The organism is Paenibacillus sp. YAE3 (assembly GCF_057546105.1).
Genome location: NZ_BAAIYF010000004.1, coordinates 297,793 through 324,356 on the forward strand (window position 1 = coordinate 297,793; position 26,564 = coordinate 324,356).

26 protein-coding genes and 3 pseudogenes are annotated in these 26,564 nt (G+C 48.0%); 22 read left to right on the plus strand and 7 right to left on the minus strand.

Annotated features, from left to right (window positions below; translation table 11 throughout):
• Positions 1-29 precede the first annotated feature (29 nt).
• The 8 genes and pseudogenes from AC27KL_RS10025 (at position 30) to AC27KL_RS10060 (ending at position 4,150) form a co-directional block, all read left to right on the plus strand.
• Positions 30-284 carry a hypothetical protein gene (locus AC27KL_RS10025; RefSeq protein ID WP_487169565.1) on the plus strand — a complete coding sequence of 85 codons (255 nt, stop codon included), beginning with the start codon at positions 30-32 and terminating at the stop codon, positions 282-284.
• Positions 285-568: 284 nt separating this feature from the next.
• Entirely contained in the window at positions 569-892 is a 324-nt protein-coding gene (locus AC27KL_RS10030; protein WP_487169566.1) for a hypothetical protein, read from the plus strand.
• 52 nt (positions 893-944) lie between these two features.
• On the plus strand, positions 945-1,403 hold the full coding sequence (locus AC27KL_RS10035) for a hypothetical protein (RefSeq protein ID WP_487169567.1): 459 nt from the start codon (positions 945-947) through the stop codon (positions 1,401-1,403).
• A gap of 264 nt (positions 1,404-1,667) precedes the next feature.
• Positions 1,668-1,871, plus strand: coding sequence for a hypothetical protein (locus tag AC27KL_RS10040; protein ID WP_487169568.1), 204 nt, complete (start codon positions 1,668-1,670; stop codon positions 1,869-1,871).
• Positions 1,872-1,912: 41 nt separating this feature from the next.
• Positions 1,913-2,535: pseudogene (locus AC27KL_RS10045) on the plus strand (IS256 family transposase).
• A complete protein-coding gene (locus AC27KL_RS10050; RefSeq protein ID WP_487169569.1) occupies positions 2,471-2,620 on the plus strand; it encodes a transposase in 150 nt (49 codons plus the stop codon). Before AC27KL_RS10045 ends, AC27KL_RS10050 begins: the two are co-directional and overlap by 65 nt.
• Positions 2,565-3,181: pseudogene (locus AC27KL_RS10055) on the plus strand (IS256 family transposase). The gene AC27KL_RS10050 and the pseudogene AC27KL_RS10055 overlap by 56 nt, the downstream one beginning before the upstream one ends.
• A gap of 408 nt (positions 3,182-3,589) precedes the next feature.
• Positions 3,590-4,150: a tyrosine-type recombinase/integrase gene (locus AC27KL_RS10060; RefSeq protein WP_487169570.1), complete on the plus strand. Its 561-nt coding sequence runs from the start codon at positions 3,590-3,592 to the stop codon at positions 4,148-4,150.
• A 464-nt stretch (positions 4,151-4,614) separates the two neighbouring features.
• Here the strand turns inward: AC27KL_RS10060 and AC27KL_RS10065 are convergent, their stop codons facing one another.
• Together AC27KL_RS10065 and AC27KL_RS10070 are read right to left on the minus strand one after the other, a co-directional pair.
• Positions 4,615-5,262, minus strand: coding sequence for a lecithin retinol acyltransferase family protein (locus AC27KL_RS10065; RefSeq protein ID WP_487169571.1), 648 nt, complete (start codon positions 5,260-5,262; stop codon positions 4,615-4,617).
• A gap of 136 nt (positions 5,263-5,398) precedes the next feature.
• On the minus strand, positions 5,399-5,563 hold the full coding sequence (locus AC27KL_RS10070) for a hypothetical protein (protein WP_487169572.1): 165 nt from the start codon (positions 5,561-5,563) through the stop codon (positions 5,399-5,401).
• A 41-nt stretch (positions 5,564-5,604) separates the two neighbouring features.
• Here AC27KL_RS10070 and AC27KL_RS10075 point away from each other — a divergent pair, with 41 nt between their 5' ends.
• A complete protein-coding gene (locus AC27KL_RS10075) occupies positions 5,605-6,144 on the plus strand; it encodes a hypothetical protein (protein WP_487169573.1) in 540 nt (179 codons plus the stop codon).
• Between the two features lie 196 nt (positions 6,145-6,340).
• Here the strand turns inward: AC27KL_RS10075 and AC27KL_RS10080 are convergent, their stop codons facing one another.
• On the minus strand, positions 6,341-7,096 hold the full coding sequence (locus AC27KL_RS10080) for a stalk domain-containing protein (RefSeq protein WP_487169574.1): 756 nt from the start codon (positions 7,094-7,096) through the stop codon (positions 6,341-6,343).
• Positions 7,097-8,143: 1,047 nt separating this feature from the next.
• Here AC27KL_RS10080 and AC27KL_RS10085 point away from each other — a divergent pair.
• The 3 genes and pseudogenes from AC27KL_RS10085 to AC27KL_RS10095 all read left to right on the plus strand — a co-directional run.
• Entirely contained in the window at positions 8,144-8,326 is a 183-nt protein-coding gene (locus tag AC27KL_RS10085; RefSeq protein WP_487169575.1) for a hypothetical protein, read from the plus strand.
• 101 nt (positions 8,327-8,427) lie between these two features.
• Entirely contained in the window at positions 8,428-9,543 is a 1,116-nt protein-coding gene (locus AC27KL_RS10090) for a tyrosine-type recombinase/integrase (RefSeq protein WP_487169576.1), read from the plus strand.
• 68 nt (positions 9,544-9,611) lie between these two features.
• Positions 9,612-9,809: pseudogene (locus AC27KL_RS10095) on the plus strand (YunC family protein); the annotation flags it as partial.
• Between the two features lie 131 nt (positions 9,810-9,940).
• On the opposite strand, the gene mtnA reads toward AC27KL_RS10095, so the two are convergent.
• Positions 9,941-11,020 (minus strand): S-methyl-5-thioribose-1-phosphate isomerase, encoded by a 1,080-nt coding sequence (gene mtnA / locus AC27KL_RS10100; protein WP_487169577.1) that lies wholly within the window; start codon positions 11,018-11,020, stop codon positions 9,941-9,943.
• The gene (gene mtnK, locus AC27KL_RS10105; RefSeq protein WP_487169578.1) at positions 11,017-12,243 is read right to left on the minus strand and encodes an S-methyl-5-thioribose kinase; all 1,227 of its coding nucleotides are present in this window, start codon (positions 12,241-12,243) and stop codon (positions 11,017-11,019) included. The genes mtnA and mtnK overlap by 4 nt, the downstream gene beginning before the upstream one ends.
• Before the next feature lie 307 nt (positions 12,244-12,550).
• Between mtnK and AC27KL_RS10110 the strand changes: the two genes are divergently transcribed.
• From AC27KL_RS10110 to sufB, 6 genes are all read left to right on the plus strand, one after another.
• Complete coding sequence (locus tag AC27KL_RS10110) at positions 12,551-13,012, plus strand: Dps family protein (RefSeq protein WP_339321850.1); 462 nt, start codon at positions 12,551-12,553, stop codon at positions 13,010-13,012.
• Between the two features lie 409 nt (positions 13,013-13,421).
• Positions 13,422-14,204, plus strand: coding sequence for a Fe-S cluster assembly ATPase SufC (sufC, locus tag AC27KL_RS10115; protein WP_212950446.1), 783 nt, complete (start codon positions 13,422-13,424; stop codon positions 14,202-14,204).
• Between the two features lie 22 nt (positions 14,205-14,226).
• A complete protein-coding gene (sufD, locus tag AC27KL_RS10120) occupies positions 14,227-15,531 on the plus strand; it encodes a Fe-S cluster assembly protein SufD (protein ID WP_487169579.1) in 1,305 nt (434 codons plus the stop codon).
• Positions 15,528-16,739 (plus strand): cysteine desulfurase, encoded by a 1,212-nt coding sequence (locus tag AC27KL_RS10125; RefSeq protein ID WP_212950445.1) that lies wholly within the window; start codon positions 15,528-15,530, stop codon positions 16,737-16,739. Before sufD ends, AC27KL_RS10125 begins: the two co-directional genes overlap by 4 nt.
• A complete protein-coding gene (gene sufU, locus AC27KL_RS10130; protein ID WP_036711864.1) occupies positions 16,739-17,170 on the plus strand; it encodes a Fe-S cluster assembly sulfur transfer protein SufU in 432 nt (143 codons plus the stop codon). Before AC27KL_RS10125 ends, sufU begins: the two co-directional genes overlap by 1 nt.
• 21 nt (positions 17,171-17,191) lie before the next feature.
• Positions 17,192-18,589, plus strand: a complete 1,398-nt coding sequence (gene sufB, locus AC27KL_RS10135) for a Fe-S cluster assembly protein SufB (protein WP_339321848.1) — start codon at positions 17,192-17,194, stop codon at positions 18,587-18,589.
• 181 nt (positions 18,590-18,770) lie between these two features.
• Here the strand turns inward: sufB and AC27KL_RS10140 are convergent, their stop codons facing one another.
• Complete coding sequence (locus tag AC27KL_RS10140; RefSeq protein ID WP_212950441.1) at positions 18,771-19,820, minus strand: HD-GYP domain-containing protein; 1,050 nt, start codon at positions 19,818-19,820, stop codon at positions 18,771-18,773.
• 92 nt (positions 19,821-19,912) lie between these two features.
• A complete protein-coding gene (locus tag AC27KL_RS10145) occupies positions 19,913-20,635 on the minus strand; it encodes a molybdenum cofactor biosynthesis protein MoaE (protein ID WP_487169580.1) in 723 nt (240 codons plus the stop codon).
• 136 nt (positions 20,636-20,771) lie between these two features.
• Here AC27KL_RS10145 and AC27KL_RS10150 point away from each other — a divergent pair, with 136 nt between their 5' ends.
• The 4 genes from AC27KL_RS10150 (at position 20,772) to AC27KL_RS10165 (ending at position 26,550) form a co-directional block, all read left to right on the plus strand.
• Positions 20,772-22,208, plus strand: coding sequence for a bifunctional metallophosphatase/5'-nucleotidase (locus AC27KL_RS10150; RefSeq protein WP_339321846.1), 1,437 nt, complete (start codon positions 20,772-20,774; stop codon positions 22,206-22,208).
• Positions 22,209-22,229: 21 nt separating this feature from the next.
• The gene (locus AC27KL_RS10155; protein WP_339321845.1) at positions 22,230-23,057 is read left to right on the plus strand and encodes an undecaprenyl-diphosphate phosphatase; all 828 of its coding nucleotides are present in this window, start codon (positions 22,230-22,232) and stop codon (positions 23,055-23,057) included.
• A 133-nt stretch (positions 23,058-23,190) separates the two neighbouring features.
• Positions 23,191-24,300: an HD-GYP domain-containing protein gene (locus tag AC27KL_RS10160; protein ID WP_339321844.1), complete on the plus strand. Its 1,110-nt coding sequence runs from the start codon at positions 23,191-23,193 to the stop codon at positions 24,298-24,300.
• Between the two features lie 12 nt (positions 24,301-24,312).
• The gene (locus AC27KL_RS10165) at positions 24,313-26,550 is read left to right on the plus strand and encodes an MMPL family transporter (protein WP_487169581.1); all 2,238 of its coding nucleotides are present in this window, start codon (positions 24,313-24,315) and stop codon (positions 26,548-26,550) included.
• Positions 26,551-26,564: the final 14 nt, after the last annotated feature.

Consider the following 26,564-nt stretch of genomic DNA (forward strand, 5'->3'; position numbering starts at 1 on the left):
GAAATGAGTCCTTTATTAGGAGATGGAAAATGAACGATTACGCTGAACAAAAAAGTATAAGGCATTCAAAAGTTACCGGATATTTTGGAGAATATATTGTTCTTTACTATTTATCTAGAGAGGGATTTTCAGTTGCCCATGTAGATCAAATTGGACTTGACATTGTAGGTAGAAATAATGTTACCGACGAGCTTATTGGAATTTCGGTTAAAACAAGAAGTGGAAGGCATCCTAATCTCAAAAGATATAGAAAAAGAAAAGCACAATATGGAATATGCATCTGAAATTTTCGGTTGTGTCCCCTATTATGCATTTGTTATGGACTTCATCAATGAAAATAGCAATCAAAAGATTCTTATTTATATCGTTAAGGCCGAAAAAGTATATGAATCACAAAAAAGTAGCACTTCGGGGCTTTCATGGAGCATGTCGAAGAAAAAAATGAATGAATATCGGACTGATGACTCGATAATTAAGATCGAGATTAATCATAAAATAATTAATTGGTTTTAGTAAAATTAGCCTTTCGCATGTGATTTTACAGAAAATGATGAGGGAGGAACTAGTCATGGTTAAAAGAGTTATTGCTGGTTTACTTGGATTAATTGTATTTGGTTTATTTGGCTTTTTAATATTTACTAACTACCAGCAAACTACCGATTTAAAAATGCTGAAGAACTCAAACAACGACCTGTCATCTACTTTAGAAGAACTGAAATCTAAAGTCGATGACTTAGAATCCACATCAAATACAATTGAATCGAATAATACAGACTTAACATTCTCTGATATAGAACAGACAGAGGAAAACATAAAAAGTGATCTAGAAGATCTTAAAAGGGAAGTTAGTGACTTACATAGTCGTATTCTCGATCTGGAGTTATGGAAGTGATCGAATTAAAGCGGATTTTTAATAAAACGAATCTTTTATAGGAAGTGAATTAATGGATATCATTAGTGAAATTAAACCATTCTTATATAAAATGCTGAGTGAGGTTGGCATTAATCCAACCGACAATCAGATCAGAGTTATAGACCGAGGCAAACCACACTCCTGTAAATTTGTAGATGGTAAGATGTATATTTATACTTATAAGCACCAAGATGAATATCTAAAGATAGGAAAAGCGGGAAGAAACAGCAAGGCCAGATTTTATAGTCAGCATTATAACCCGGAAAGCTCAAAAAGCAATCTTGCGAAGTCTATCTTATTAGACCCTACAATGAATGTTTATTCGCTTTCAAAATTAACCGTGGGAAACTGGATAAAAAACAACATTGAGCGAGTTGACATAGAGATTGATGAAGGGCTAGGGATATTTACACTAAATCTAATTGAGTCGATACTACACTGCTTGTACCTTCCAAAGTATGAGGGTTTTAAAAGTCAGAGGTCAACATAAAATATGGCTTAGATCTAAATTTGATTAAGGAGGTGACTGAGATAAAAAACAAACATAAGAAAAAGTATTTAATCTTACTAGCCGTTGTATTTCCAATCACAATAATCGCCATGCTCACACTTCCTTATGAAGAACGGAAACTTGCATTAGCAATAATCCATTAATTTTCTGGATATTGTTTATTCATGGATCGCATTCGAGAAGAGAAAAAAAGATACATAAAACAAATATTTTATGATAACCGGACAATGGGGGCCCAATTACATGAAATATAAAAAGGCAGAAAAGAATAACATGAAAACAAGATACTATTACGATGTTATTGTTGGAATACATGTAAAAGAAGATGATGAGGAAGATGATATAACACGTACATATTCGATTGCATCAGATCAAGAATTTACAATAGATAATGTACTTCAGACAGCCGCTGATAGAGTCTGTAAAATAGTTTGTGTAAACTCCTAAACCCAGTAAAATGGAAGACATAGAAAGGTTTGGGGGGATACATGGGACTTTGGACGAAAGAGCAATTGCGAGCCTTCATTAAGGAGAAGTTGGTGACGGCACAAGACGCGCAGAATGCCTTAAAGGAACTGTTTGCCGAGACCCTTCAAGAGATGTTGGAGGCGGAGATCGACACGCATTTAGGCTACGAGAAGCACGAGGTTAAAGCCAAGATGACGCCAAACAGCCGAAATGGCAACAGCAAGAAGACGGTGGGCAGCGAATACGGAGGCAGGAAATTGCGATTCCACGGGATCGGATGGGGGAATTCGAGCCGGTTGTTGTGCAGAAGCACCAGAAGAATGTTACCGGCATTGAAGATCAGATCATCGCCCTGTACGCCAAAGGTGTCAGCACCCGGAAGATTCAAGACCATCTGCATAACCTTTACGGTATCGAAGTCTCGCCTACGCTCATCTCCAATGTCACCAACAAAATCGTGCCTCTCATTAAGGAATGGCAGAATCGACCGCTTCAAGGCGTGTACGCAGTCGTCTACATGGATGCGATTCACTTCAAAGTGAAGCAGGACGGAGCCATTGTAAACAAAAAAAGCCTACATGGTTATTGGTATCGACCTGGACGGAAACAAAGATATGCTCGGCATGTGGATCGGAGAGAATGAATCCAGTAAGTTTTGGCTCAGCGTGCTAAATGATCTGCGAGCGAAATCGTGGTGTCCAAGACATTCTCATCATCTGTGTGGATAATCTTAGTGGGTTCTCCGAAGCGATTGCGGCCTGCTATCCAAAGACCGAGATCCCAAAGTGTATCATCCACCAAATCCGTAATTCCACCCGCTACGTGTCGTACAAGGATCTCAAGAAAGTCACCGCTGACCTGAAGCCGATTTACAAAGATGCAACTGAGGAAGGGGCACTGCTTGAACTGGACCGCTTCGAGGAAGTCTGGGGCGTCAAGTATCCGCTCATTGTCCGCTCTTGGCGCAACAATTGGGGGAACTCTCAACCTTCTTCAAGTACTCGCCTGAGATTCGCAAACTTATCTATACCACAAATATGATTGAGAGTTACCACCGGCAGCTTCGCAAGGTCACTAAGGGGAAAAGTATCTTCCCTACCGATGAAGCCCTGCTGAAAATGCTCTACCTGGCCACGATGGATGTGACACGAAAATGGACAGGTCGTGTCCAAAACTGGGGACAGATGCTGCTTCAGCTTTCGGTCTTCTATCCGGATCGGGTCAGTAACTATTTACGTTTAATCCCCCTCGTGGGGATTGCTTGGAATGAGTTTACACAGAAATCTTGACAGACCCCGCTGATATTGTACAATGAAGTTGATACACCAACTAACTTTTTCCATTATGACATTGTTTAGATAACCGGTATTACAATATTGGGAGCATAGGACCGAGAACTGTAAGTATCGAATTTCCTCTTTGTGGATATTGAGCTAAGAAGCTACAGAAAAGAGAATAACAACAGCGAACCGTAACCCATCACTAGACAGTGGTGGTTTTTTGTTGCTCAATGTTGGGATATGTTGGATAATAGGACCTGTGACAAAAGTTGGATACTATGAACAATAGGTTATCAGATTATGAATAGAGTACGGTGAAATCGAGATAAAAGGGAAGAGGCACTGAAAAAGTATTACATAGAAAGATTAAATTATTCCTAAAGTGCCTGTTATGGAAATGAACTACCCAAGAAATTAATGTGCACAAAAGGTTTATTTCATCGATATTCAGGTTTCGAGGTGAAAAATGAATCATACCGAATTAGTTCAAAATATAGCATCTGTTTTAGCATCCGTGGTGAAATCATACGATTAATCATTTATACACTAATGCATTATGGTCTGAGGGTTTCTGAATTGGTGTCATTGAATAGGACAGACATCATTATTAACGAGAGAAGCGGAAGCCTGACCGTTAGGGAAAGTAAAGGTGGAGAGTCTAGGACTGTTCCATTAGCTGTTGATGTAAGGTACCACCTTTCCCGTTATCTTGAAACACGAACTGATAACGACGATTCACTATTCATTAGTAACGAACGCAAACGTATATCAGTCCGCACCGTTCAGCACATGTTAAGCAAATACGGTACACATCCACACGTATTGAAACATACCTTTGTTAGACAGCTAGTCAAGTCAGGTAACGATATTTCAACGGTTGCAGAACTTGCAGGACATAAGGATGTTAATGGTACACGCCGTTATTCCAAGCCTGATGAGTTAGAGAAGATAGCGGCAATTGAAAAGGCGTTCACATAACCGGCAGTACACTAAGCCCTATCAAGGGCTTTTTATTATGTCCACAATATCCTTTTGAGGCTACGGAATTCCGTCTTACTAACAATTCATTATTGATTACAATGAATGGAAACTAACACCATCTGAAAATAGAGTTCCAAGTATTCTAAAGTAACGAATCGTGACTTTAGAAAGTAACGACGTCGTTACAAACCCTATGGACGATTGTACGAGGGGTTAAGACATCTAAAATGGGTATGGGGGGGATATTAAAAGTTACAAAAAATGCAAGATTACCAAAAATTCCTGCAGCACTTCCATCTCGACATCAAGGTTAAATTTCCGGCGATACTATATATCAAGGGATATCTATTAATATCAATATAGAAATATTCAATAAATTAAATCTTACTACGAAGAAAATATATACCTGATTTTTCTGAATCCTTCGAAGTTTTTAAAACTAGACGAAGTGACATATGTAGTTAAATAAATTGATTTTTAGTACTCCCATTCCTGCACCAAATGACAAAGTGTTCACAATTTTGGAAAATTACATTGTATTCCCTCTCACCTAACCTGGAATTCGCTCTTTGAATGATCTCCTCAACTGAATATCTCTGTGGAGAGTTTCCATTCATTATTTCAAAGGATTTACCTTGAAATTCTTTGAGTGAGCATTTATGTATAACTCCTTCGGAATAATGAATTACCTCGTTATTACCAATATAAAGCCCGTGATGCGTATAACCGATCCTATTTACTACAAGATGGTCTGCAGGCTCGGGGACAAATTGCTTTTTTCGCTTGATTGCTTTTACTGTTAGTCGTGTTGTATTTCGATTTATAACTCGCGATGCAAACATAACAGGATTGCTGATAAATAAAAGATCTGACTTCTTAATGTTATTCCGTTTAGTAAAATTATTAATTGTTTGATTGACTCTATCTATTTTATCAATAGTCTTACCGGCAAGTGGTGAACGGTCATGTATATTGTCTTTTATTAAATTGCGTATATCCTTAAGGTCTCTTTTAAATTCTTTTTTAAATTCCTTTGTATCATAGATAACTTGATCAATAAAATATGCAGTATCACTTAACATTATTGACAAACGATCACGCAAACTCATAAATTAGCTACTCCCCTATCAAATATTTATGATTATTTTAGCACATTGGGGTAAATTTCCAAACGGGTTTTTAACGCATTCTCGTTTATTTCATATGCAAGATTTGCATGGTATAATTATCCTATGGATAAATAATTTAGGAGGTTGTTGATATTTCTATCAAACTTAAAGGTATACCATTAATTTTGTTTTTAGCAATAGCTGTTCTATTTGTAGCGTGGACAATTAAGAATCCAACTTCGTTTGGAAATCTAATCACTGTAACACTAATTAATATAACTAATGCTTTTTTATCGATCATAAATTTCCTGCAAGGATTACAGAATTAGGGGAGGTTAAATCATGTCAATTAATGACTATTTGCGTTTATTAGATGTTCAAGGTAAAAGCTTTGCATTTCTTGCTATTGCGCCTAAAGGAAAGTATCCATTAAGAAGCTATGGCAATGAGTTCGATAATTATGTAAAACAAGTGATAAGCATTGACAAGTATATTTCAATTTATGATTACCAAAATAATAGACCTGAGATTCTTCAAGACGTAGCTTTTAAAATGCTAATTATGCCTCTTATCGGGGATACCAATAATATGATAAAAAGGGAAACAATAAAGGAAAAGAGAGCCACTAAGGAGCAAATGGAGGCTTTTATTGTTGCTAAAGAGTTTTATGCAACTGTTCCAAATGGTGAAAAGAGCGAAGAAGAAGCTATAGAAAATGGAAAAGCAAAAGCAAAAGCATTTATCGATAAATATGCTAATGGAGAGTATGAAGTAGTAATAAAAAATGTAAGCAGACATGAAGATGGGGTTCAGTTTCTTTATGAAATGGAATTCAATAAAAGTAATGAGGACTATGTTTTCGATTATTGTTATTGCAATTAGTGTGTTGGGACTGGTGTAAAAGTATAACGGTGAGGATAGTTTTGATAAACTTCATAATATGCATCTAAAAGGCCTTTGAGAGAATATATGAAAAAAGATGTTAATTGCGTATTCGACATGTTATTAATAGCTGAGCTGATTGTATAAAAATGAAGGGGTTGTCCAACTTTGGACAGCCCCTTTTTTACATTTTCTCTTACTTGAATTTTAAAACCACTCTATTTTGATCTGCCTCATATTTTGCTTCTATATTTAACCCCAATTGCTTAAACATATCGTTAAGTGGAACCGCATATGCATTCTTTTCTTTTATATAAATTGCCCCAGTACTTGATTCTTTGTTAAGAATTATTTTATATACTTTATCATTTTGCGGATTTTTTATTTCATATGATTTTTGTTTCTCGATTATCGTGAGATATTTAAGATTACTTGCAAAATGTTCTGTAGTAATAGAGTCGGGATTATCATTATTACTTTCACGTATATAGTAGTCATTTGAAGCAATCGAGACTAGGAGATCAATATAATTAGCATCAAAACCTGCAAAAATTTCCTGCCCTTTTACATATGATGGGAGCCCCATGGTTAAACCGTAAAGTTTTCCATCAACGTCAGTTTTAATATTGAGTGCATCAACAATAATAAAGTTGCTTGATTTTTCAGTATTCTTGATAGTCGAAGCGGGTTGATTACTCGCCGCTGATCCATTATCAAGCAGAATTTGACCATTCTTTAGAGCAACATTATATCCAACTGCTTCAGACGTTTCTCGTAACGGTAAATATGTAGTTCCATTAATAATAACCGGTTTGTTTTTTAGGGCCTTCTCTTTCCCGTTGATGACCAATTTATAATTTGCAATACTTGCAGTCAATTTGCTGGAAGCAGCATAAGAAACACCAGAAAAGAATAATGCTCCACAAGCAAAGCCTATTATCAATTTCTTCATTTTGGATATTCCCCCTAAACAATATATCCTAAATCCTACCATTGAACAGTAAATAGGTCTATGGTGTTAGACGTCATGATGGAATCTTCTTTCCCCATAACGTGGAGAATGTCTTACTATACCTTCATGAAATTCACGACGGTTAACCAGTCTAAATTTTCGACAGGTCGTCTATTTCTACGGAAAGTGTAGCGGGACAATTAAGTATAGAAGGAATCCACCTAGAACCAAATAAGTTTATCAAAGCTCTACTAATGGAAGAAGAGTATCCAATACATATAGTTAGAGCGTTCCTAAATAATTTCTATGAATCAGAAGCAACAGAAGCCCTTCTGAGCGAGTTATACAGTAAGGGAGGGTGAGAATGAAGCAAGTATATCTAACAGGCTTAGACGGGTGTACAATGAGCGTGTACACGAATAAGGAATGGGCACAAGAGAAGGATTACTTTGAATACATAGAAGAGATCATGGATGATGAGTTAGAGGATTAAAGGGGTGATTTCAAATCACCTCGTCAAAGGAAATAGTTTGAATCGCGATTTCGCGGAGCAAATAAAATTAGCGGTGGTCAGATTGGCTTCTACTTGGTAATTGGTACGACGTCGTATAGCGCTCTAAGTCTTAAAGCGTGGTACATACCACGGTCATCTTAGTTAAATTCGGCAGCCACCTTAACTGGCTCGTTGCCACTTTTGGAATCACATCATGCCCATTTGTGGGTATAACGTGGAATAAAACCCACCTTGTAAACGATGGCTAAACGTCAATTTGACGTGTACCTTGTATAGTGATTGGATTTTCGCCAAGTTGTGAAAGATTTCCGAACAAGCTGGGAAGGGGGGGGACGCAGCGTCCAACCAGTGGGAAATTTCCGTAGGTCAAGGGGTAAGTTGAACTTACATCCCTCAGACCTTCTGAGTCGGAAGGTTAGAAAACAATTAAATAAAAAATACCTAAACGGAAGGAAATAATACATATTGTTTGTGAATCAAAAATATCGAATGAGACAAATTTCAAATACATAGGTGTTATATGAGGTGATGAAATGACAACTTCGACAAAAGAAAAAGAATTGTTGTGTACAAAGGACATTATGAAAAGATTGAATATGGGACGTAATGCAGCAACGGAAATAATGAACAAATTAAATCCGGTTCAGATTGGTAAAAGAAAATATGTATCAAGAGAAGTACTGGAATATTGGATTAAAACTTCAAAATTAATGTGACGTGCATGGCATAAGTGGAGTCAGTATTTGTGATAAAATTAAATTAATCACATACTTGGCTCCATTCTTATCTGGTCAGTAAGAATAGGGAGTGAAAACGAATGGCTTCAGTAAAGAAAAATAAAACTACCAAGAAATGGGAATTTGTTTTCGATTATTACGATGAATCAGGGATAAGGAAGCAAGTAAGAAGGAGAGGATTTGATTCAAAACGCGAAGCCGATGATAGAATGGCACAGCTCCAATTAGAGGTACAAAATAAAGAGTATATTGGAACGGATCATACAACACTTGGAGATTTTATTTCATATTGGCTTGATAACATCCGTAAAATGGAATGTGGCGAAACCACATTTTATAACGACAAGCTTTATTTTAAAAATCATATCAAAAACTCCATAGGAAAGCACAAATTACAAAAGCTTGATCTCGGTATTTGTCAGCGTTTCGTAACAGACATGCACAATAAAGGATTCGCAAGAAATACGATTGATAGGGTTTGTACTTTGCTTAAACGATCAATTGATAAAGCAATTGAGTATGGGTTACTGAAGGTTAATTACATGCGAAAAGTGACTTTACCCAAAAAAGAAAAAATAAACTTACAGATATGGACACTTGAACAAGCAAACCAATTTCTGATGTTCACTAAAGATAGAAGATACCATTGTGTTTATGCTCTTGCATTGTTGGCTGGAATGAGACAAGGAGAAATACTTGGTTTAAGATGGAAAGACATTGATTTCGATAAAAAACTTATTTATGTAAATCAAACATTAACATATTATGGAAAGGAAATTAAACAAGGTGCTAAAACTTATGCAGGTGTTAGGAAAATCTCAATTCCCAATCAGTTAGTCGATATTCTAAAAGAGCAACAAAAACAATACGAAGCTTTGAAGGATAAACTTGGTACTAATTTTATTGATATGGATATTGTAATTTTCAATCTTAGTAATGGAAAGACTGTGTTCCCAGGAAACTTAACAAAGAGATACGCAAAAGACATTAAGGATTCAGGATTGCCGCACATCAGATTCCATGATTTAAGACATACCCATGCAACAATGCTACTTTCAAAAGGGATTAACGTAAAAGTCATATCAGAGAGACTGGGACACACCAAAATTGGCGTTACATTGGACACCTATAGTCACGTTTTGCCAAGTATGCAGGAAGAAGTCACAAACACACTTGAGGAAATTATACTTGTGTGACCGCTCTGTGACTTTTAAGGGACTTAGAGCAAAAAAACATTGATTTATAAGGGAATATTTAAATAAACATCATGTGCGGGGCGCTCGACATCGGACTTTTAAATGATCGCCTGGGCGACCGCAAGATCATTGCGGGAAGAGCGGTGGGTGTCAGGACGTTGAAGGAGCTGCTGGAATCGCCGCTCGAATCCGTCACGTCGGAAGCAGCCGCCCTGGGTATCGTTCCGGGCATGCCCGGACATGAAGCGCTTCTTAAAATGCTATAGACAACTGGTTCAATGGTCATAGATTTTCATGAAGCTGGCTGATTAAAAGTGCGGCAAAAAAACCAGCCCTTCAGGGGCTGGTTTCGTTTTTGGCATGATGGGATTTGATAAAAATCGTTTGCGTACCGCTTCTAGCGGAAGAGCGCCGCCAGATGTTCCCGGTAGGGTGCGCGGACGATGCCTTTTTCCGTTATGATGGCGGTAACGTATTCGTTTGGCGTCACGTCGAATGCCGGATTATAGACTTTGATGCCGCTTGGAGCCGTTCTTTTGCCGAAACCTTCCGTAATTTCATGCTCCGGCCGTTCCTCGATCGGAATCAGGTCGCCCGATTCGGTATTCAGATCGATCGTTGACAGCGGACAAGCCACGTAAAAAGGAATGCCGTGCGCTTTGGCCAGAACGGCGAGGCTGTAGGTGCCGATTTTGTTCGCCACGTCGCCGTTGGCCGCGACGCGGTCCGTGCCGACGATCACCGCCTGCACCCAGCCTTTGGACATGACCATGCCGGCCATGTTGTCGCAAAGCAGCGTGACGTCGATGCCCGCCTGCTGCAGCTCGAAGGCGGTGAGGCGCGCGCCTTGGAGAACGGGGCGGGTTTCGTCCGCGAACACCTTCAGCTTCATGCCTTTTTCATGGGCGAGATACATGGGGGCGGTCGCGGTTCCGTATTTGGCCGTCGCGAGGCCGCCCGCATTGCAATGCGTCAGGACGCCCATACCGTCCGAAAACAGCGGCAGCGCGTGCTCGCCGATCCGGCGGCAGACGTCCTCGTCTTCGGCTTGGATCGACGCCGCTTCGGCGAGAAGGGCATCCGGGAAGCCGGCGATGCCCTCCTCGGAAGCGGCAAGGCGGGAGGCCTTTTCCTTCATCCGGTCCAGCGCCCAGAACAGGTTCACGGCCGTCGGACGGGAGGTTGCCAGATAGGCGCATACCTGCTGAATATGCTGCAGCCATTCCAGCTTGTCTGCGCCTGCGTACCGCTTGGCGCCGAGGACGACGCCGTAGGCGGCCGCGATGCCGATCGCGGGCGCCCCGCGCACGACCATGGAGTGGATGGCTTCCCATACCTCCTCGGGCGTGACGAGTTTTCGCATGATGATGTTTTCGGGCAGGAGGCGCTGATCCAAAAGCTTCAGCGAATCCTCTTCCCATACTATCGAGATCAGCGGTTGATATCTATCTTTTGGCGTAGATTCCTGGATGCTCATCGTACTGCTCCTTCGAATGGTTGTGCCGCTTGTTTCACGAGCCGCAGAATGTCTTCTCCGTTCGTCACGGTGCGGTGTTGTTTCACGAGATGCTTGCCGATGGCAAGGGCTTTGCGCTGGGCTTCTTCCCGAAGCCGCTCGTCTTCGATGGCGTCGATGTCCGCGACATGCGAGAGGCCGACGATCCGGCGGATCATTTTGCAGCCGGCGAAACCGGCCGTATCCCGCAAAACCTTGGCGACGTAAACGTCCTGGTAACCGGGGGATCCCGCCATCGGATCTTTGGCTTCTTCATCCCATAGTTTGCGGAAGCGGGTTTCGAACTCCTGCCAGATATCCGACACCATCGAAAGCAGCCGCTGCTCCGTTTCCCGGCGGGCGGCCGGGTCTTTCGTCCATCCCGGGCGGGAAGCGTAATTCAACAACAGGTTGGCGATGATAGCTCCGACGTCGAAGCCCATCGGCCCGTAATATGCAAATTCGGGATCGATGACTTTCGTCGACTCGGGCGTCGCGAAAATGCTTCCGGTGTGCAGGTCGCCGTGCAGCAGCGCTTCCGCGCGGGTCAGGAAGGCTTCGCGCAGCAGCGCCACCTCAAGGTGGAGGGCCGCGTCTTCGCGAAGGCTCCGGGCTTCGTCCTCAAGGTATTCCGGATAGTTGTTGTTGGCCGACAGCTTGTACGGATCTTCGAAAATCAAATCCTCGGTAATTTTGCACAAATCGGGATTGATGAATTTTTTGACCTGTTCCTTTTTCTCCTGCGGGTTCATGGCCAAGTCCGACGTGAAAAACAGCGTTCTCGCCAGGAACTCCCCGATATGCTCCGCAAAAAGCGGATAAGCGACGCCATCGATGAGGCCTTTGCGCATAATGGTATGATCGCTTAAATCCTCCATGACGGTGATGGCGAGGTGATCGTCGTAAGCATACACTTCCGGGGCGAGGCCGGGGCATAGCCGGTACTGAAGCTGAAGGGCTTCCCGTTCGATTCTTGCGCGGTCCAGGGACAGGGGCCAAGATTCGCCGACGACTTTCGCATAAGGCAGCGCTTGTTTGATAATGAGGCTTTTGCCGCCGTTTTGGTCGGTGATATGGAACACCAGATTCAAATTGCCGTCGCCGATTTCCTCGCAGTCAAGCGCGGCATCTGCAGGAAAATGACCCGGAATGCCGCGGGCAAATGAGATCGCTTCTTCGATCGTGAGTGGATGATAAGTGGACACTAAAAGTCACCTCCGCTAAGTAAAGAACCGCATAAACCAAATTTAATTCCAACTTAATCGCTTGGTATTGTAAATTATTATTCAGTATATCGGATAACGGCAGGTTTTTGAACCATTTTTTTGCTTGCACAGATTTCCATGCGAAAGATGGGGCGTTTTTGTTTCATGTAGGGAGCAGCAGGGTAATATATGAACAAAGGCGGACAAGCGGCAGAGTGCTGCCCGAAGCCGATGACATGCAGAGTGCAAACGGCTTTTGCGCGCCCGGCGCAGGCCGATTATATTCATGAAAAGGCAGGGATTCGACATGGCTAAAACAACCGCAAAAACGAAAACGACGACGCTGGAGCAAATATTGAACCAGGAGGTCGCGAACCTGAACGTCCTGTACGTCAAAATCCATAATTACCACTGGTACGTCAAAGGCGAGCATTTCTTTACGCTGCACGCGAAGTTCGAAGAGCTGTACGACGACATTACGCTCAAAATGGACGAGGTGGCCGAGCGGCTTTTAACCATTAAAGGAAGCCCGGCCGCCACGATGAAGGAATATTTGGAGCTGGCGACGATCCAGGAGGCATCGGGCAAAGAGGACGCCCGCAAAATGGTGCAGACACTGATCGAGGATTTCGCCACGGTGTCCGAAGAACTGCAGGAGGGCATTCGGATCGCGGACGAAACGGGAGACGAGCCGACCGGAGACTTGTTCATCAAAATCAAAAACGATCTGGAGAAGCATATGTGGATGCTGCGTTCTTACCTGGGATAAGGTTGAAAGAAGGCCGCAAACGGAACGTTTTCGGGCACGACGAAAAACTTCCTTATTTAATTAAGGAGCGTTACGGCGGTGCGTGTCCGGCATATTTCAAGCGGCTTCATCCTGCCGCGGCAAGAGCCGCGGTCCCGGCTGGGGAGGGCGTTTTGCCTTAAGTTTTGCGTATACGAAAGCAGGCTTGGCTGTGTAGGCCGGGCCTGCTTTTGCGATTATTTCGGAAACATCGGCCTATGAAGGTTGATATGGAACTGTATTTATTATAAAATTATTGATAATCAGTGAGAATCAGTTTAGATTCATTTTAAATTGATAATTATGATTGCTTGAAATCAGGGTAGGTCATCCCTGTTTTAAATAGACTGTCTGATTTCGGTAAAACACAATAACGGAGGGAATAACGTACATGGCTACTCACTTTTCAATTCAAGGCCTTAAAGCGGAAATTGAAGGCAAGGAAATCCTGAAAGGCATCAACCTGGAAATGAAAGGCGGAGAAATCCACGCCATCATGGGTCCGAACGGTACCGGTAAAAGTACCCTGGCTTCCGCTCTGATGGGGCATCCTAAATACGAAGTTACCGAGGGCAGCGCTACGCTGAACGGCGAAGACCTGCTCGAAATGGGAGTCGACGAGCGCGCACGCGCAGGTCTGTTCCTTGCAATGCAGTACCCGAGCGAAATTACGGGCGTGACAAACTCCGACTTTTTGCGCAGTGCCATTAACGCCCGCCGTGAAGAAGGTCAGGAAATTTCCCTGATCCGTTTTATCCGCCAATTGGAAGCGAAAATGAAAGAACTCGACATGAATCCGGAATTCGCGCACCGCTACCTCAATGAAGGTTTCTCCGGCGGCGAAAAGAAACGGAACGAAATTTTGCAAATGATGATGATCGAACCAAGCATCGTCATTTTGGACGAAATCGACTCGGGCCTGGATATCGACGCCCTCAAAATCGTTGCCAACGGCGTCAACGCGATGCGCAGCGAAGACCGCGGCTTCTTGATCATTACCCACTATCAGCGCCTGCTTAACTACATCAAACCGGACTTCGTCCATGTCATGATGCAAGGCCGCATCGTGAAATCCGGCGGTCCTGAGCTGGCCGAGCGCCTGGAAGCGGAAGGTTACGATTGGGTGAAGGAAGAACTGGGCATCGAAGACGAGACCGTAGGACAAGAAGCGTAAACAACGGAAGGAGGAAACCGAAATGACAACACAAACGATTCTTCCGGTAAACGCTGAGAGCCTTGGTCAACTGTCCAAACAAAGACAAGAACCGGCTTGGCTAACGGAAAACCGTCTGAAGGCTTTGGAGCTTGCCGCGAGCCTTGAATTGCCTAAACTCGAGAAAATGAGAATCGAGCGTTGGGACATTCAAAATTACGGAAGCTATAAAGCGGATGCGGGCATCGCATCGCTGGCGGAGGTTCCGGCATCCATTCAAGAGCTGATCCAGGATCAGGAGTCCGGAAGCTTGCTGATCCAGCGCAATTCCAGCGTCGTATACTCGAAGCTTGCACCGGAGCTGGCTGAAAAAGGCGTTATTTTTACGGATTTGCAAACCGCCGCGAAAGAGCATGGGGATCTGGTCAAAGCCCACCTGCATACGGCGGTCAAAGCGGACGAAAACTCCGTAGCGGCGCTTCATGCCGCGATTTGGAACGGGGGCGTGTTCGTTTACGTTCCTAAAAACGTGGAAGTCACGGTGCCGCTGCAGGCCGTATTGCTTACGGACGACGGCGAAGCGACGTTTGCTCCGCATGTGTTGATCATTGCCGACGTCAACAGCTCGGTAACCTACGTGGACAATTACGTTTCCGGCGAAGGCAACCAGGCGGTTACCCATAACGGCGCCGTCGAAGTGTTCGCCAAGCAGGGAGCGAAGGTCCGGTATGCAACCATTCACCAAATGGGAACCAACGTCACGGATCTGAGCTACCGCCGCGCCATCATCGACAATGACGCATCGATGGAATGGATCGTCGGCGAAATGAACAGCGGCGACACGGTGAGCGATACGTATTCGGTGCTGAAAGGTAACGGATCGACGTCCGACTCGAAAGTCATCGCGGTCGGTTCCGGTTCCCAGAAGCTGAACTACACGACCCGCGCCAACCACTTCGGCAAATCTTCCGAAAGCCAAATGATTACCCGCGCGGTAATGCGCGAGGAAGCAACGGCAATCATCAACGGGATTACGAAGATCGAAAAAGGCGCAACGAAATCCGACGGACAGCAAACGGAAAAAGTGCTCATGCTGAGCCCGAAAGCCCGCGGGGACGCGAACCCGATCCTGCTGATCGACGAAGATGACGTTAAAGCAGGCCACGCGGCTTCGGTTGGCCAAGTCAACCAGGAGCAAATTTATTACCTGATGTCCCGCGGCATTTCCCGCGAGGTTGCCGAATCCCTGATTATCTACGGATTCCTGGCGCCTGTCGTATCCCAAATTCCGATGGAAAGCTTGCAGAAACAGCTGCAAACGGTCATCGAAAGGAAGTTGGGACAATGAATAACGCCATTCGCGAGCAGTTCCCGATTCTGAAGCAGGAGATCAACGGCCATCCATTGGTTTACCTGGACAGCGCGGCGACTTCCCAGAAGCCGCTGGCCGTCATCGAAGCGCTGCGGCATTATTACGAATACGATAATGCGAACGTTCACCGGGGCGTGCATACGCTCGGAAGCCGTGCTACCGATGCTTATGAAGGCGCACGCGAGAAAGTGGCTAAATTCATTCATGCCAAGAGCACGAAGGAAATCGTGTTTACGCGCGGGACGACGACAGCCCTGAACATGGTGGCTTCGTCTTACGCACGCTCCATTTTGTCCGAGGGCGACGAAATCGTCCTGACCCCGATGGAGCATCACAGCAATCTGATTCCATGGCAGCAGGTGGCGAAAGCCACCGGCGCCGTGCTCAAATATGTTAAACTGCAAGAAGACGGTACAGTGACCTTGTCCGAAGTCGAGAAGGTGGTTTCGGACAAAACGAAAATCGTAACGATGGCTTACGTCTCCAACGTCATGGGCGTCATTAATCCGGTCAAGGAAATCGCCGCTCTGGCGCACCGCCACGGAGCCGTCATGGTCGTTGACGGCGCCCAAAGCACGCCGCATATGAAGGTAGACGTGCAGGACCTGGATTGCGATTTTTATGCTTTTTCCGGCCATAAAATGTGCGGTCCGACAGGGATCGGCGTTTTGTACGGGAAGCAGGCGCTGCTCGAGAAGATGGAACCGGTCGAATTCGGCGGCGAGATGATCGACGATGTCGGGCTTTACGACTCGTCGTGGAAGGAGCTCCCCTGGAAGTTTGAAGGGGGCACGCCGATCATTGCCGGAGCCGTCGGGCTTGGAGCAGCCATCGATTTTCTCGAAAGCATCGGGCTTGACGCCATTGCGGCCCATGAACATGAACTGGCCGAATACGCGGTGGGCCGCCTGTCCGAGATTGAAGGACTGAAGCTTTACGGTCCCCGCGCGCGGAAAGTCGGGCTGGTCACGTTTAACCTGGGCGATGTTCACCCGCATGACGTGGCGACGGTTCTGGATGCCAGCGGCATCGCCATCAGGGCCGGCCATCACTGCTGCCAGCCGCTGATGCGCTGGCTGGAAGCAAGTTCAACTGCACGCGCAAGCTTTTATCTGTATAATACGAAGGAAGATGTGGACCGTCTGATCAGCGCATTAATCCAGACAAAGGAGTATTTTGGCTAATGCAACTTGATGACTTGTACCGGCGCGTGATTATGGACCACTATAAAAATCCGCGGAACCGGGGAAAATTCGAAGACGGAACCGTTACAGTCGATTTGAATAACCCGACTTGCGGCGACAAAATTTCGCTGCAGCTCAAGGTGGATGATGGAATCGTACAGGATGCGAGATATACGGGGGAAGGCTGCTCGATCAGCATGTCTTCCGCTTCCATGATGACCGAAGCCGTCAAAGGCAAAACGGTCGAGGAAGCAAGGGAGCTGGCATCCCGGTTCTCCGCGCTGATGCAAGGGGAAGACGTCCATTTCGACGACTACGAGGATATTGAAGCCCTGTCCGGTGTAAACAAGTTCCCGGCCCGCATCAAATGCGCCACGCTCGCGTGGAATGCGTTGCGCAAAGGGATCGACGAGAAGCAGCACGACCATTAATTGATAGGGAGGTTCATACCCATGGCTAAAAAGGCCCCTGAAATAGAAGAATACAAATACGGGTTCCGCGACGAGCACAAAGCGGTTTTCCAAACCGGTAAAGGGTTGACCCGCGAAATCGTCACCGAGATCTCCAAAATTAAAAACGAACCGGAATGGATGCTTGAATTCCGTCTGAAGTCGCTTGAACAGTTCGAAAAAATGCCGATGCCGAAATGGGGCGGCAACCTTGACGAGCTGGACTTCAATGATATCCAGTATTATGTGAGACCTTCCGAGAAACAAGGAAAAACGTGGGAAGAGGTTCCTGCGGAAATCAAAGAAACGTTCGACAAGCTGGGCATTCCGGAAGCGGAGCAAAAATTCCTCGCCGGCGTATCCGCCCAATACGAGTCCGAAGTGGTATACCACAACATGCAAAAGGATCTGGAAGATCAGGGCGTCATCTTCATGGACACCGACACGGCGCTGAAAGAGCATCCTGAAATTTTCAGAGAGCATTTTGCCACCGTCGTTCCTCCATCCGACAACAAATTTGCGGCTTTGAACAGCGCGGTATGGTCCGGCGGCAGCTTCATCTACGTTCCAAAAGGCGTCAAATGCGAAATTCCGCTGCAGGCCTACTTCCGGATCAACTCCGAAAACATGGGACAATTCGAACGGACGCTGATCATCGCGGACGAAGGCAGCTTCGTGCACTACGTCGAAGGCTGTACCGCTCCGATCTACAGCACCAACTCGCTGCACAGCGCGGTCGTGGAAATCATCTGTAAAAAAGATGCGCGCGTTCGCTACACCACGATCCAAAACTGGGCGCCAAACATTTACAACCTCGTCACGAAGCGTGCCGTTGCCGAAGAAAACGCAACGATGGAATGGGTTGACGGCAACATCGGCTCCAAGCTGACGATGAAATACCCTGCAGTTCTCCTGAAAGGACGCGGCGCGAAAGGCATGGTATTGTCGATCGCGGTGGCAGGCAAAGGACAACACCAGGACGCCGGCGCCAAAATGATTCACCTGGCTCCGGACACGACTTCGACGATCGTATCGAAATCGATCAGCAAACACGGCGGCAAGGTCACTTACCGCGGCTTGGCTTCCTTCGGACGCAACGCGGACGGCGCCAAAGCCAACATCAAATGCGACACGCTGATTCTGGACAACGAATCCACGTCGGATACGATTCCGTACAACGAAATCAAAAACGACAACATCGTGCTTGAACACGAAGCGACGGTTTCGAAGGTATCCGAAGATCAGCTCTTCTACCTAATGAGCCGCGGTTTGACCGAAGCCGAAGCGACGCAAATGATCGTCATGGGCTTCATCGAACCGTTTACGAAAGAACTGCCGATGGAATATGCGGTCGAAATGAACCGTTTGATCAAATTCGAGATGGAAGGTTCGATCGGCTAATTCATGAACCGGTCGGCCAATACGTATCTGCTTCGCCAGGCTTGGTTTGGCGAAAGCAGATACGTATTTTTTTTGCAAGCGAATAGCCGCATGTCCATAAGCGTCCGCGTGGCGCCGGCCAATATAAAACGCCCGTCCCGGAAGTCTGCCGGGGCGGGCGTTTGTTTGGACTAAGCCATGATTATAGAAAGATCTTAACGATGCCGATTTCCCGCTGCAGGGACAAATCCACGAAGCGGTTATCGGTCTTCACCAGCGGCCGGAAAAAATCGGCAGGATTGGTCATCACGATCGTGCCTTGTTCTCCGGTTGAGAGCAGGACGTTTTTGCCGATGAAGTTGGGAAGCATATGACGAATAAAGACTTGAGTGGCGTTGGCGCTCAATTTGCCGAAGCTCATGGTGTGCAGCTCGCGCATGACGGTAAGCAGCTCCTGCTTGGACTGGTACACGCGGTTCATGCTCATCGCGCTGAATACGTCCGCCACCGCCGTAATTCGCGAAAACGGATGGATTTCGTTTTTTTCGATGGCGTGGGGGTAACCGCTGCCATCGTCCCGTTCGTGATGCTGAAGGGCAACAAGCGCCGGAATGGAGTCCGGAGAAGAATTACGGATGATGTCATGCCCGTAAACCGTATGTTTTTTCATGATCTCGAATTCTTCCGGCGTCAGTTTGCCCGGCTTGTTCAGCAGGCTTCCGGGAATTTGGCATTTGCCGATGTCGTGAAGATAACCCGCACGTCCCGCTTCATAGGCCTCTTCTTTGGAAAATCCGAGCCAGGATGCAATATAATAAGATAAAATGCCGACCTGCATCGAATGGTGATATGTATAATCGTCGTTTTGATCAATGCACAGCATAAGGGAGACGATGTCCGTATGTTCCTTCAATTGATCGACGAGGGGCTCCATGATATCGTCTACCATCGTTTCGTTGAATCTTCCGGTAGTTAACGCTTCCAAATACATCGACTCGAATCCGTCCACGGCTTGCTCGATGAAGGGCTTTGTCTTTTGCAAGAGCTCCATCTGTTGGGAGTGAATCAGGGTGACCGCGGGCTGATGCGCTGCGGGCTCGATATCGACGTAGTCCACGGCATGCTTCATCAGCTTGCGGATGTCTTCGTCCGTCAACAGCGTTCCTTTTTGCATTACGTGAAGTCCCGATGCGCTAAACGCATCCGCTGCCAGCCGGTCGCCCGGTTTTAAGTCTGTGACATGCACTTTCAAGCAATACGTCACTCCATTTCTTCAAAATTCGACATCTGTTACCTGCTATCATATCAAGAAAAAAATGGATTGACAATGCCAATATACTAGATCTAAAGCCTTGCTGTCGGGTCCCACGGACCCTTCTGATGTCCCTTCCATTCCGAACCATCGTCCCAGATTTCCTTTTTCCAGATCGGGACCGATTGCTTCAACTTTTCGATGGCATACCGGCTCGCTTCGTAGCAATCCTCCCGGTGGCTTGTCGAAATCGCGATGATTACGCTCGTTTCTTTAATGTCGACTTTGCCGATCCGGTGGGAAATGGCGCATAAGGTTCCGGGCCACCGGGTATCAATATCTTTGCCGATGGCTTCGAGCTGGGCCAGCGCCATGGGGACGTAAGCTTCGTATTCGAGATGAACCGTCCGCTGGTCTCCCGTCATTTCGCGCGTCGTTCCGACGAAAGAGAGGGTGGCGCCATGGTTCGGATGAAGCACTTTGCTCGTCACTTCCTCGACCGACAGCGGCTGGTCCGTGATGCAAAAGCGCCCATCCTTGGATGCGGCGCGAACGGGAGATTGGCCGTCGCCTCCGGATACCGGCGGAATGAGGGCAATTTCGGAACCTTCCGTAATAAGGAAGTCCCCTGGAGCATATTCCTGATTTACGGCCACAAAAGAAACGGAGATCTGCGAGGCAGCCTCCGGAAAGGACTTGGACAACTCTATTTTCAGCTGATCCGCGGTAATTTCCGGCTGTTCGACGGCGTAATCCAGCACCCGGGTCTGCAATCGTTCCGCCAGGCCTGCGAATAATTGAATGCGAAGTTGCATGATTTTCACCTCAACCATTGATGTTCATGTCTATCCAATATACCATATCCATATTGAAAATGTTATGCTTATCCATTAGAGACCCGCTGATGTCGGCGATTTTTGCACCTGCGCGAGAAAGGAAGGACTTTAACTTATGAAGCGCAACGAACCTAAAACGATAACGATTCTGCACACGAACGATATCCACAGTCATTTCGAGAAGGTCAGCTCCATCGCGGCGCATATTGCCCGGGAGCGCGAAGAGGCCCAAGGAAGCCCCTTGCTGCTGGTGGACATCGGGGACCATATGGACCGCTCGGCGATGGAAACCGAAGGAACGATGGGCGGGGTGAACGTCGATTTGCTCAATTTGACCGGGTACGACGCCATTACGATCGGAAACAACGAAGGTTTGACGCTGACGCCGGAAGACTTGGCACGGGTATATTCGGGACTGCAGGCCGAAGTGGTCTGCTGCAATTTGCTGGAAGAAACGACAGGCGAGCCGCCGTCATGGATGAAAAAGCACGTCGTCCTCGAAAAAGGGGGCGTTAAAATCGGCCTTACGGGAGCGACGGCGCCGTTTTCGGCCTTTTACGAACTGCTTGGCTTCAAAGCGCTTGAGCCGGAAGCGGCGATCAGGCGGGAAGTCGAGCTGCTCCGGCCCCAATCGGACATCGTCGTTGTGTTGTCCCATCTTGGGCTGGCAACGGACCAGCGGCTGGCGGAGCGGATTCAAGGGATCGACGCGATCCTTGGCGGGCACACGCACCATCTGCTGGAGAAACCGCTGGTGATTGGCAACACCGCCATATGCGCGGCAGGGAAGTTCGGGGACTATATCGGCAAAATCCGCTTGGAGCAGCAGCCTGACGGTGCTTTCCGAATGGCGGAAGGATGCGTCATTCCTGTCGATACCGATAAATTAGACGAAACCGTCAGCAGCGCGCTGAACCGGCATCGGCTGCGGGCCGAGGAATACCTGCAGGAAACCGTCGCCGTTACCGATCGGGAGCTGCCGCTTGACTATACGTCGGAGTCCCCGTTCGGGAATTTGCTGGCGCAGGCCGTGCGCAGATTTGCCGGTACCGGCATTTCCATTGTCAACACGGGCCAGCTGCTCGGTCCGCTGCCGGAGGGAGAAATATCCGCCGGAATGCTTCATACGCTGTGTCCGTCCCCGGTCAATGCGTGCATCGTCAAGCTGAAAGGGAAGGACATTCGGAATGCGCTGGAAGAAAGCCTGCTGCCCGATTTTTGGGGCAGGGAGATCAAGGGCTTCGGCTTCCGGGGGGAGATTTTGGGAAATGTGGCGGTAGATGGTCTGGAAGTCTTGTATGATCCGGTCCGAATCCCTTATGATAGGATTGTCGAAATTACGCATATGGGGGAGAAACTGCTGGACGAGCAGGAATACGAGGTCGGAACGCTTGACATGTTCACGTTCGGCATCGGCTACGAATCGCTTGCATTAGGGCGCGACCCGCAATTTTTGCTGCCCGAATTTCTTCGGGATCTGCTGCGCTTCGAGCTGGTCCGTCCGGGAAGTCTTGCGGAAAGCGAAAGACGCAGATGGGCACAGAGCCATTAAAATTTCCTTGGGGAGGAAATCATGGATACAATAACGGCAATCGTATTGGGAATTGTGGAGGGCATTACGGAATTCATTCCCGTTTCTTCGACCGGTCATATGATTCTCGCTTCGAAGCTGCTCGGCTACAACGATCAGGATCCTACGATGAAAACGTTCGAGGTCGTGATCCAGCTGGGGGCGATTCTGGCCATCGCGCTCGTATACTGGCGCCGGATCCTCGACCTGCTGGGGATTAAGAAAATCGATTCCGGCGGCCATCGCATGGCTCCAGGGAAAAAGCTGAACCTGCTGCATGTCATCATCGGCATCGCTCCCGCGCTGATCGTCGCGTTTTTTGCGAGGGATTTCATCAAAAGCCTCTTCAGCGCAAGCACGGTCATTTGGGCGCTCGTGGCGGGCGGCGTGTTCATGATTTTTGCGGAATGGTTCAATAAGTCCAAGGCGAAAATCACGGCGGAAACGATCGATGATCTCAGTTACAAGCAGGTGTTTTTGATCGGCATTTATCAAATTTTATCCGTGCTTTGGCCGGGCTTTTCGCGTTCGGGTTCGACGATCGCCGGCGGCATGCTGTCCGGTGCCAGTTATAAAGCGTCCGCCGATTTTTCGTTTCTGATCGCGATCCCGATCATGGTTGCGGCGTCGGGGTACGAAATGCTGGACTCCTATCAAAATTTGACCAAAGATACGCTTGGCTTGTTTGCGATCGGCTTCATTCTTGCTTTTGTCGTTGCCTATGTCGTGGTGCTTGCATTCATGAAATTGATCCAGAAAATCCGGCTGACCCATTTTGCGGTGTACCGGTTTGTTTTGGCGGTTGTTTTTTGGCTATTCATTATGCGCTGATTCGTAAGTTTGCCCCGGCCAAAAGATGGGCTTTCCTGAAAAACGGGATCAGTGTTCATGGTTTGAGACTTTTTACGGATAACGGCATGACGGAACCGCGGAATCCGTGATTTAGGGCAGGAGAGGATATGCTTTGCGTTTGGTACCCGTTCGTAAGCTTCAGGAAGGTATGAGGATCGGCAAAAAGATATATAACGACGAAGGCGTCGTCCTTTTGGCGGACGGCGTGGAACTGACGGTTCCGCTGATCCGCCGGCTCGTGGAATTGGATATCGGTTATGTTTACATAGAAGACGAACAGACAGAGGGAATCGTAATACCGGAATTGCTTCATGAGGATACGCGCCGCGAGGCGCTGCAAAATATCCGGAAAAACTTTCAACGTTTGTCCGGAACTTCGAAAATCGCCAAAGGTTATTTTCATCTCGGCAAAGATTTCACCAGGGTGATGGAAGCGATTTTGAAGGATGTCAGCCGGCAGGAGGATTCCATGATTTTGCTCATGGACATGAATACCGCGGATCATTATTTGTATAAGCACTCATTAAACGTCTGCGTCTATTCGCTCGTGCTCGGGATCGCAAGCGGCTATCCGGAGGACCGGCTGATGCAGCTCGGCCTCGGGGCGCTGCTCCACGACATCGGCAAAACGCAAATTCCGCAGCGGGTGCTGTCCAAGCCCCAAAAGTTGACGGATGACGAATTCCGGGTGATGAAGGCCCATGCCGAGATCGGATACAAAATTTTAAAAGACGAGCCTAACATCCCGCTTTTGGCGGCCCATTGCGCCTTTCAGCATCATGAACGGCTGAACGGAAGCGGCTACCCGCGCGGAGTCCAGGGGAAAGAAATCCATGAGTACGCCCAGTGGGTGGCGCTTGCCGATTCCTACGACGCCATGACTTCGCATCGTGTGTACAGACCCGCTATGCTGCCTCATCAGGCCGTAGAGGTTCTGTACGCAGGATCGGGGACGTTATACGATCAAAAAAAGCTGGAGCTGTTCCGGGACAAGGTGGCGATTTACCCGCCGGGATTAACGGTCAAATTAAACACGGGCGAAACCGGCGTCGTCTCCCGCATCCATTCAAGCACCCCTCATCGCCCGGTGATCCGCATACTCTCGGATGCGGAGGGGCATAACCTGAAGGCGCCTTATGAAATAGACCTTGCGCGAAAGCTTTCCGTCATCATCACGGAGGTGGACGACGCCGACGTACAGCCGATTTCTTTTCAGCATTAAGGAGGAAGATCCATGAAGGAGCGACAGTATAAAGCGCCAAAACGGCAGTGGGGGAGCATCATCTACCGCTGCCGTTGGGCGGTCGCGATCGCGTGGGTCTTTTTTATCGTTGTTCTCGGCGCATTCGCCGTCAGAACCCCGTCGCTGCTGCAGGACAGCGGATTTACGCCGACGGGCAGCCAATCCGAACGCGGAATCGCTTTTCTTGAAGAGAACCTGGATATGTCCGCCGCTTCGCTCGACATCGTGCTGCAAAGCACGGAGGGCAAAAATTTGACCGCCTCGGAGGCGCAGGACCGAATTTGGGAGGAACTCGCTCCGCTTAGAGACAAACCGTTCGTCCAGGATATGTACGCCAGCATGGTGACGCGGAAAGCCGGGGAAGACGGCATCATCTCTTATACGGTATTGCTGAACGAAACGGCAAGCGAAGCGCTCAAGCATTTTGACGAGATCAAAGCGGCGGTGCCGGAGATCGCCGGAACCGAAACGTATATCACCGGCAATCTGGCGGTTTATCACGATATGAGCGCGGCCGTAAGGCACGATATCGTCCGGGCGGAGTCGTTCGGGATTCCGGCGGCGCTTGTTATTTTGCTGCTCCTGTTCCGTACCCTTCCCGCCGCGCTGCTGCCGGTCGTGATCGGCGTCGGGAGCGTTGCGGCGACGATGGGCGGCTTGTATTTTGTGGCAGCAAACGGCGCCGCGCTGAGCAATTTTCTGCCGAATATGGTGACGATGCTGGGCCTTGCCGTGGGGATCGACTACGCTTTGTTCATGGTGAGCCGCTTTCGCGAGGAGCTTGCGGAAAAGGACGTCCCCGACGCGCTTGCGGCTGCATGCCGCACGTCAGGAAGATCGGTGCTTTATTCGGGTGCGGCCGTCATGGCCGGGCTCCTTGCGCTGTGTCTGGTCGATCTCCCCATTTTCCGTTCGCTGGCGCTCGGCGGGATGCTGGTCGTGCTGGTGTCGGTGCTTGCCGCAAGCACCTTGCTGCCTGCGCTGCTCGGCATATTGGGACGGCGGATTTTTTCGCTGCCGATCAAGCTTGGCCGAGGGCATGCCGATGGTGCCGGTTACGGCAGCAAGGCGTGGGTGCGGCTTTCGGAATGGATCATGTCGCGCCCGGGCGTCATTGCGGCCGTCGTTACCGCAGCACTGCTCATCGCCATGCTGCCTTCCTTGCAAATGAAGCTGGGCATCCCGTCGGCCGAGGTGCTGCCGCCGTCCTATGAATCCAGATATGGAGCCGAACTGATGAAAAAGGCTTACGACATGAAAGAAGCCAACAGCATCATGATTGCAGCGGAGCTGGACCGGCATTACGAAGATTCACGATCCGTCCGTCTGGTGAAATCATATATGACCATGCTTGAAGAACTTCCGGGCGTTCACCGCGTCGAAAGCTACGCGGGTTATATCAAGGGGGAGGCAAGCGGCGTCAGCCCGGAACTGAAATCCGAGATCGAAAAACGCCATGCCGCCAAAGGACGTGCGGCCGTCATCGTCGTCGTGCCGGAGGAGGGGGAAAGCTCCCCGAATACCGTCAGGCTGGTGAGGGAAATCCGGCAGCATCCGCCGGAAGGCATGCATATTTACGTGACGGGTTCCCCGGCCTACAAGCTTGATATCATGGATCGGATCCAAAGCGGGATACCTTACGTGCTTGCCGCTGTCCTGCTGCTCACTTATATCATTTTGTTTGCGGCCTTCCGCTCGGTCCTGCTCCCGCTTAAGGCGGTGGCGATGAACTTGCTCAGCCTCGGCGCCAGCTTCGGCCTGGTCACCCTCGTGTTCCAGCTCGGGTACGGCGCAGAATGGCTGAACGTCACGTATACGGGAAGCGTGTTCGCCGTTTTGCCGATTCTCATTTTTTGCGTGGTTTTCGGCATTTCCATGGATTACGAGGTCATGATGCTGTCACGGATCGTCGAAGCCTACAAAATGGAGCGGAATAACGAGCGCAGCACCGCCATAGGATTGCAAAGAACCGGGGGGATGATCACCGGAGCGGCACTCATTCTGGCCGTCGTGGCCGGCGCGTTCATGTTTACCGATAACGAGCTGATGAAAGCGCTCGGGCTGGGCCTGACGGCTTCCGTGCTGATCGACGTCACGGTCGTGCGCATCCTGCTCGTGCCGTCTTTGATGAAGCTTCTCGGCAAAGCCAACTGGTGGCTTCCGGGATGGCTATCGTTTCTGGCCAAAAAGGGCGAGGGGGAAGCGCCCGGCGAAAACGCGCGGCCGTAACGCGGGGCGAGGCG

What these genes read in the sequence shown, in the direction of transcription:
- AC27KL_RS10080 (WP_487169574.1), bottom strand. Translation starts at nt 7,096, where the DNA reads ATGAAGAAATTGATAATAGGCTTTGCTTGTGGAGCATTATTCTTTTCT.
- AC27KL_RS10065 (WP_487169571.1), bottom strand. Translation starts at nt 5,262, where the DNA reads ATGAGTTTGCGTGATCGTTTGTCAATAATGTTAAGTGATACTGCATAT.
- sufU (WP_036711864.1), top strand. Translation starts at nt 16,739, where the DNA reads ATGCAACTTGATGACTTGTACCGGCGCGTGATTATGGACCACTATAAA.
- sufC (WP_212950446.1), top strand. Translation starts at nt 13,422, where the DNA reads ATGGCTACTCACTTTTCAATTCAAGGCCTTAAAGCGGAAATTGAAGGC.
- AC27KL_RS10090 (WP_487169576.1), top strand. Translation starts at nt 8,428, where the DNA reads ATGGCTTCAGTAAAGAAAAATAAAACTACCAAGAAATGGGAATTTGTT.
- AC27KL_RS10030 (WP_487169566.1), top strand. Translation starts at nt 569, where the DNA reads ATGGTTAAAAGAGTTATTGCTGGTTTACTTGGATTAATTGTATTTGGT.
- AC27KL_RS10085 (WP_487169575.1), top strand. Translation starts at nt 8,144, where the DNA reads ATGACAACTTCGACAAAAGAAAAAGAATTGTTGTGTACAAAGGACATT.
- AC27KL_RS10110 (WP_339321850.1), top strand. Translation starts at nt 12,551, where the DNA reads ATGGCTAAAACAACCGCAAAAACGAAAACGACGACGCTGGAGCAAATA.
- AC27KL_RS10050 (WP_487169569.1), top strand. Translation starts at nt 2,471, where the DNA reads ATGGTTATTGGTATCGACCTGGACGGAAACAAAGATATGCTCGGCATG.
- AC27KL_RS10150 (WP_339321846.1), top strand. Translation starts at nt 20,772, where the DNA reads ATGAAGCGCAACGAACCTAAAACGATAACGATTCTGCACACGAACGAT.
- AC27KL_RS10035 (WP_487169567.1), top strand. Translation starts at nt 945, where the DNA reads ATGGATATCATTAGTGAAATTAAACCATTCTTATATAAAATGCTGAGT.
- AC27KL_RS10125 (WP_212950445.1), top strand. Translation starts at nt 15,528, where the DNA reads ATGAATAACGCCATTCGCGAGCAGTTCCCGATTCTGAAGCAGGAGATC.
- AC27KL_RS10070 (WP_487169572.1), bottom strand. Translation starts at nt 5,563, where the DNA reads ATGATCGATAAAAAAGCATTAGTTATATTAATTAGTGTTACAGTGATT.
- AC27KL_RS10060 (WP_487169570.1), top strand. Translation starts at nt 3,590, where the DNA reads ATGTGCACAAAAGGTTTATTTCATCGATATTCAGGTTTCGAGGTGAAA.
- AC27KL_RS10025 (WP_487169565.1), top strand. Translation starts at nt 30, where the DNA reads ATGAACGATTACGCTGAACAAAAAAGTATAAGGCATTCAAAAGTTACC.
- AC27KL_RS10145 (WP_487169580.1), bottom strand. Translation starts at nt 20,635, where the DNA reads ATGCAACTTCGCATTCAATTATTCGCAGGCCTGGCGGAACGATTGCAG.
- mtnA (WP_487169577.1), bottom strand. Translation starts at nt 11,020, where the DNA reads ATGAGCATCCAGGAATCTACGCCAAAAGATAGATATCAACCGCTGATC.
- AC27KL_RS10165 (WP_487169581.1), top strand. Translation starts at nt 24,313, where the DNA reads ATGAAGGAGCGACAGTATAAAGCGCCAAAACGGCAGTGGGGGAGCATC.
- AC27KL_RS10040 (WP_487169568.1), top strand. Translation starts at nt 1,668, where the DNA reads ATGAAATATAAAAAGGCAGAAAAGAATAACATGAAAACAAGATACTAT.
- AC27KL_RS10155 (WP_339321845.1), top strand. Translation starts at nt 22,230, where the DNA reads ATGGATACAATAACGGCAATCGTATTGGGAATTGTGGAGGGCATTACG.
- AC27KL_RS10075 (WP_487169573.1), top strand. Translation starts at nt 5,605, where the DNA reads ATGTCAATTAATGACTATTTGCGTTTATTAGATGTTCAAGGTAAAAGC.
- sufD (WP_487169579.1), top strand. Translation starts at nt 14,227, where the DNA reads ATGACAACACAAACGATTCTTCCGGTAAACGCTGAGAGCCTTGGTCAA.
- sufB (WP_339321848.1), top strand. Translation starts at nt 17,192, where the DNA reads ATGGCTAAAAAGGCCCCTGAAATAGAAGAATACAAATACGGGTTCCGC.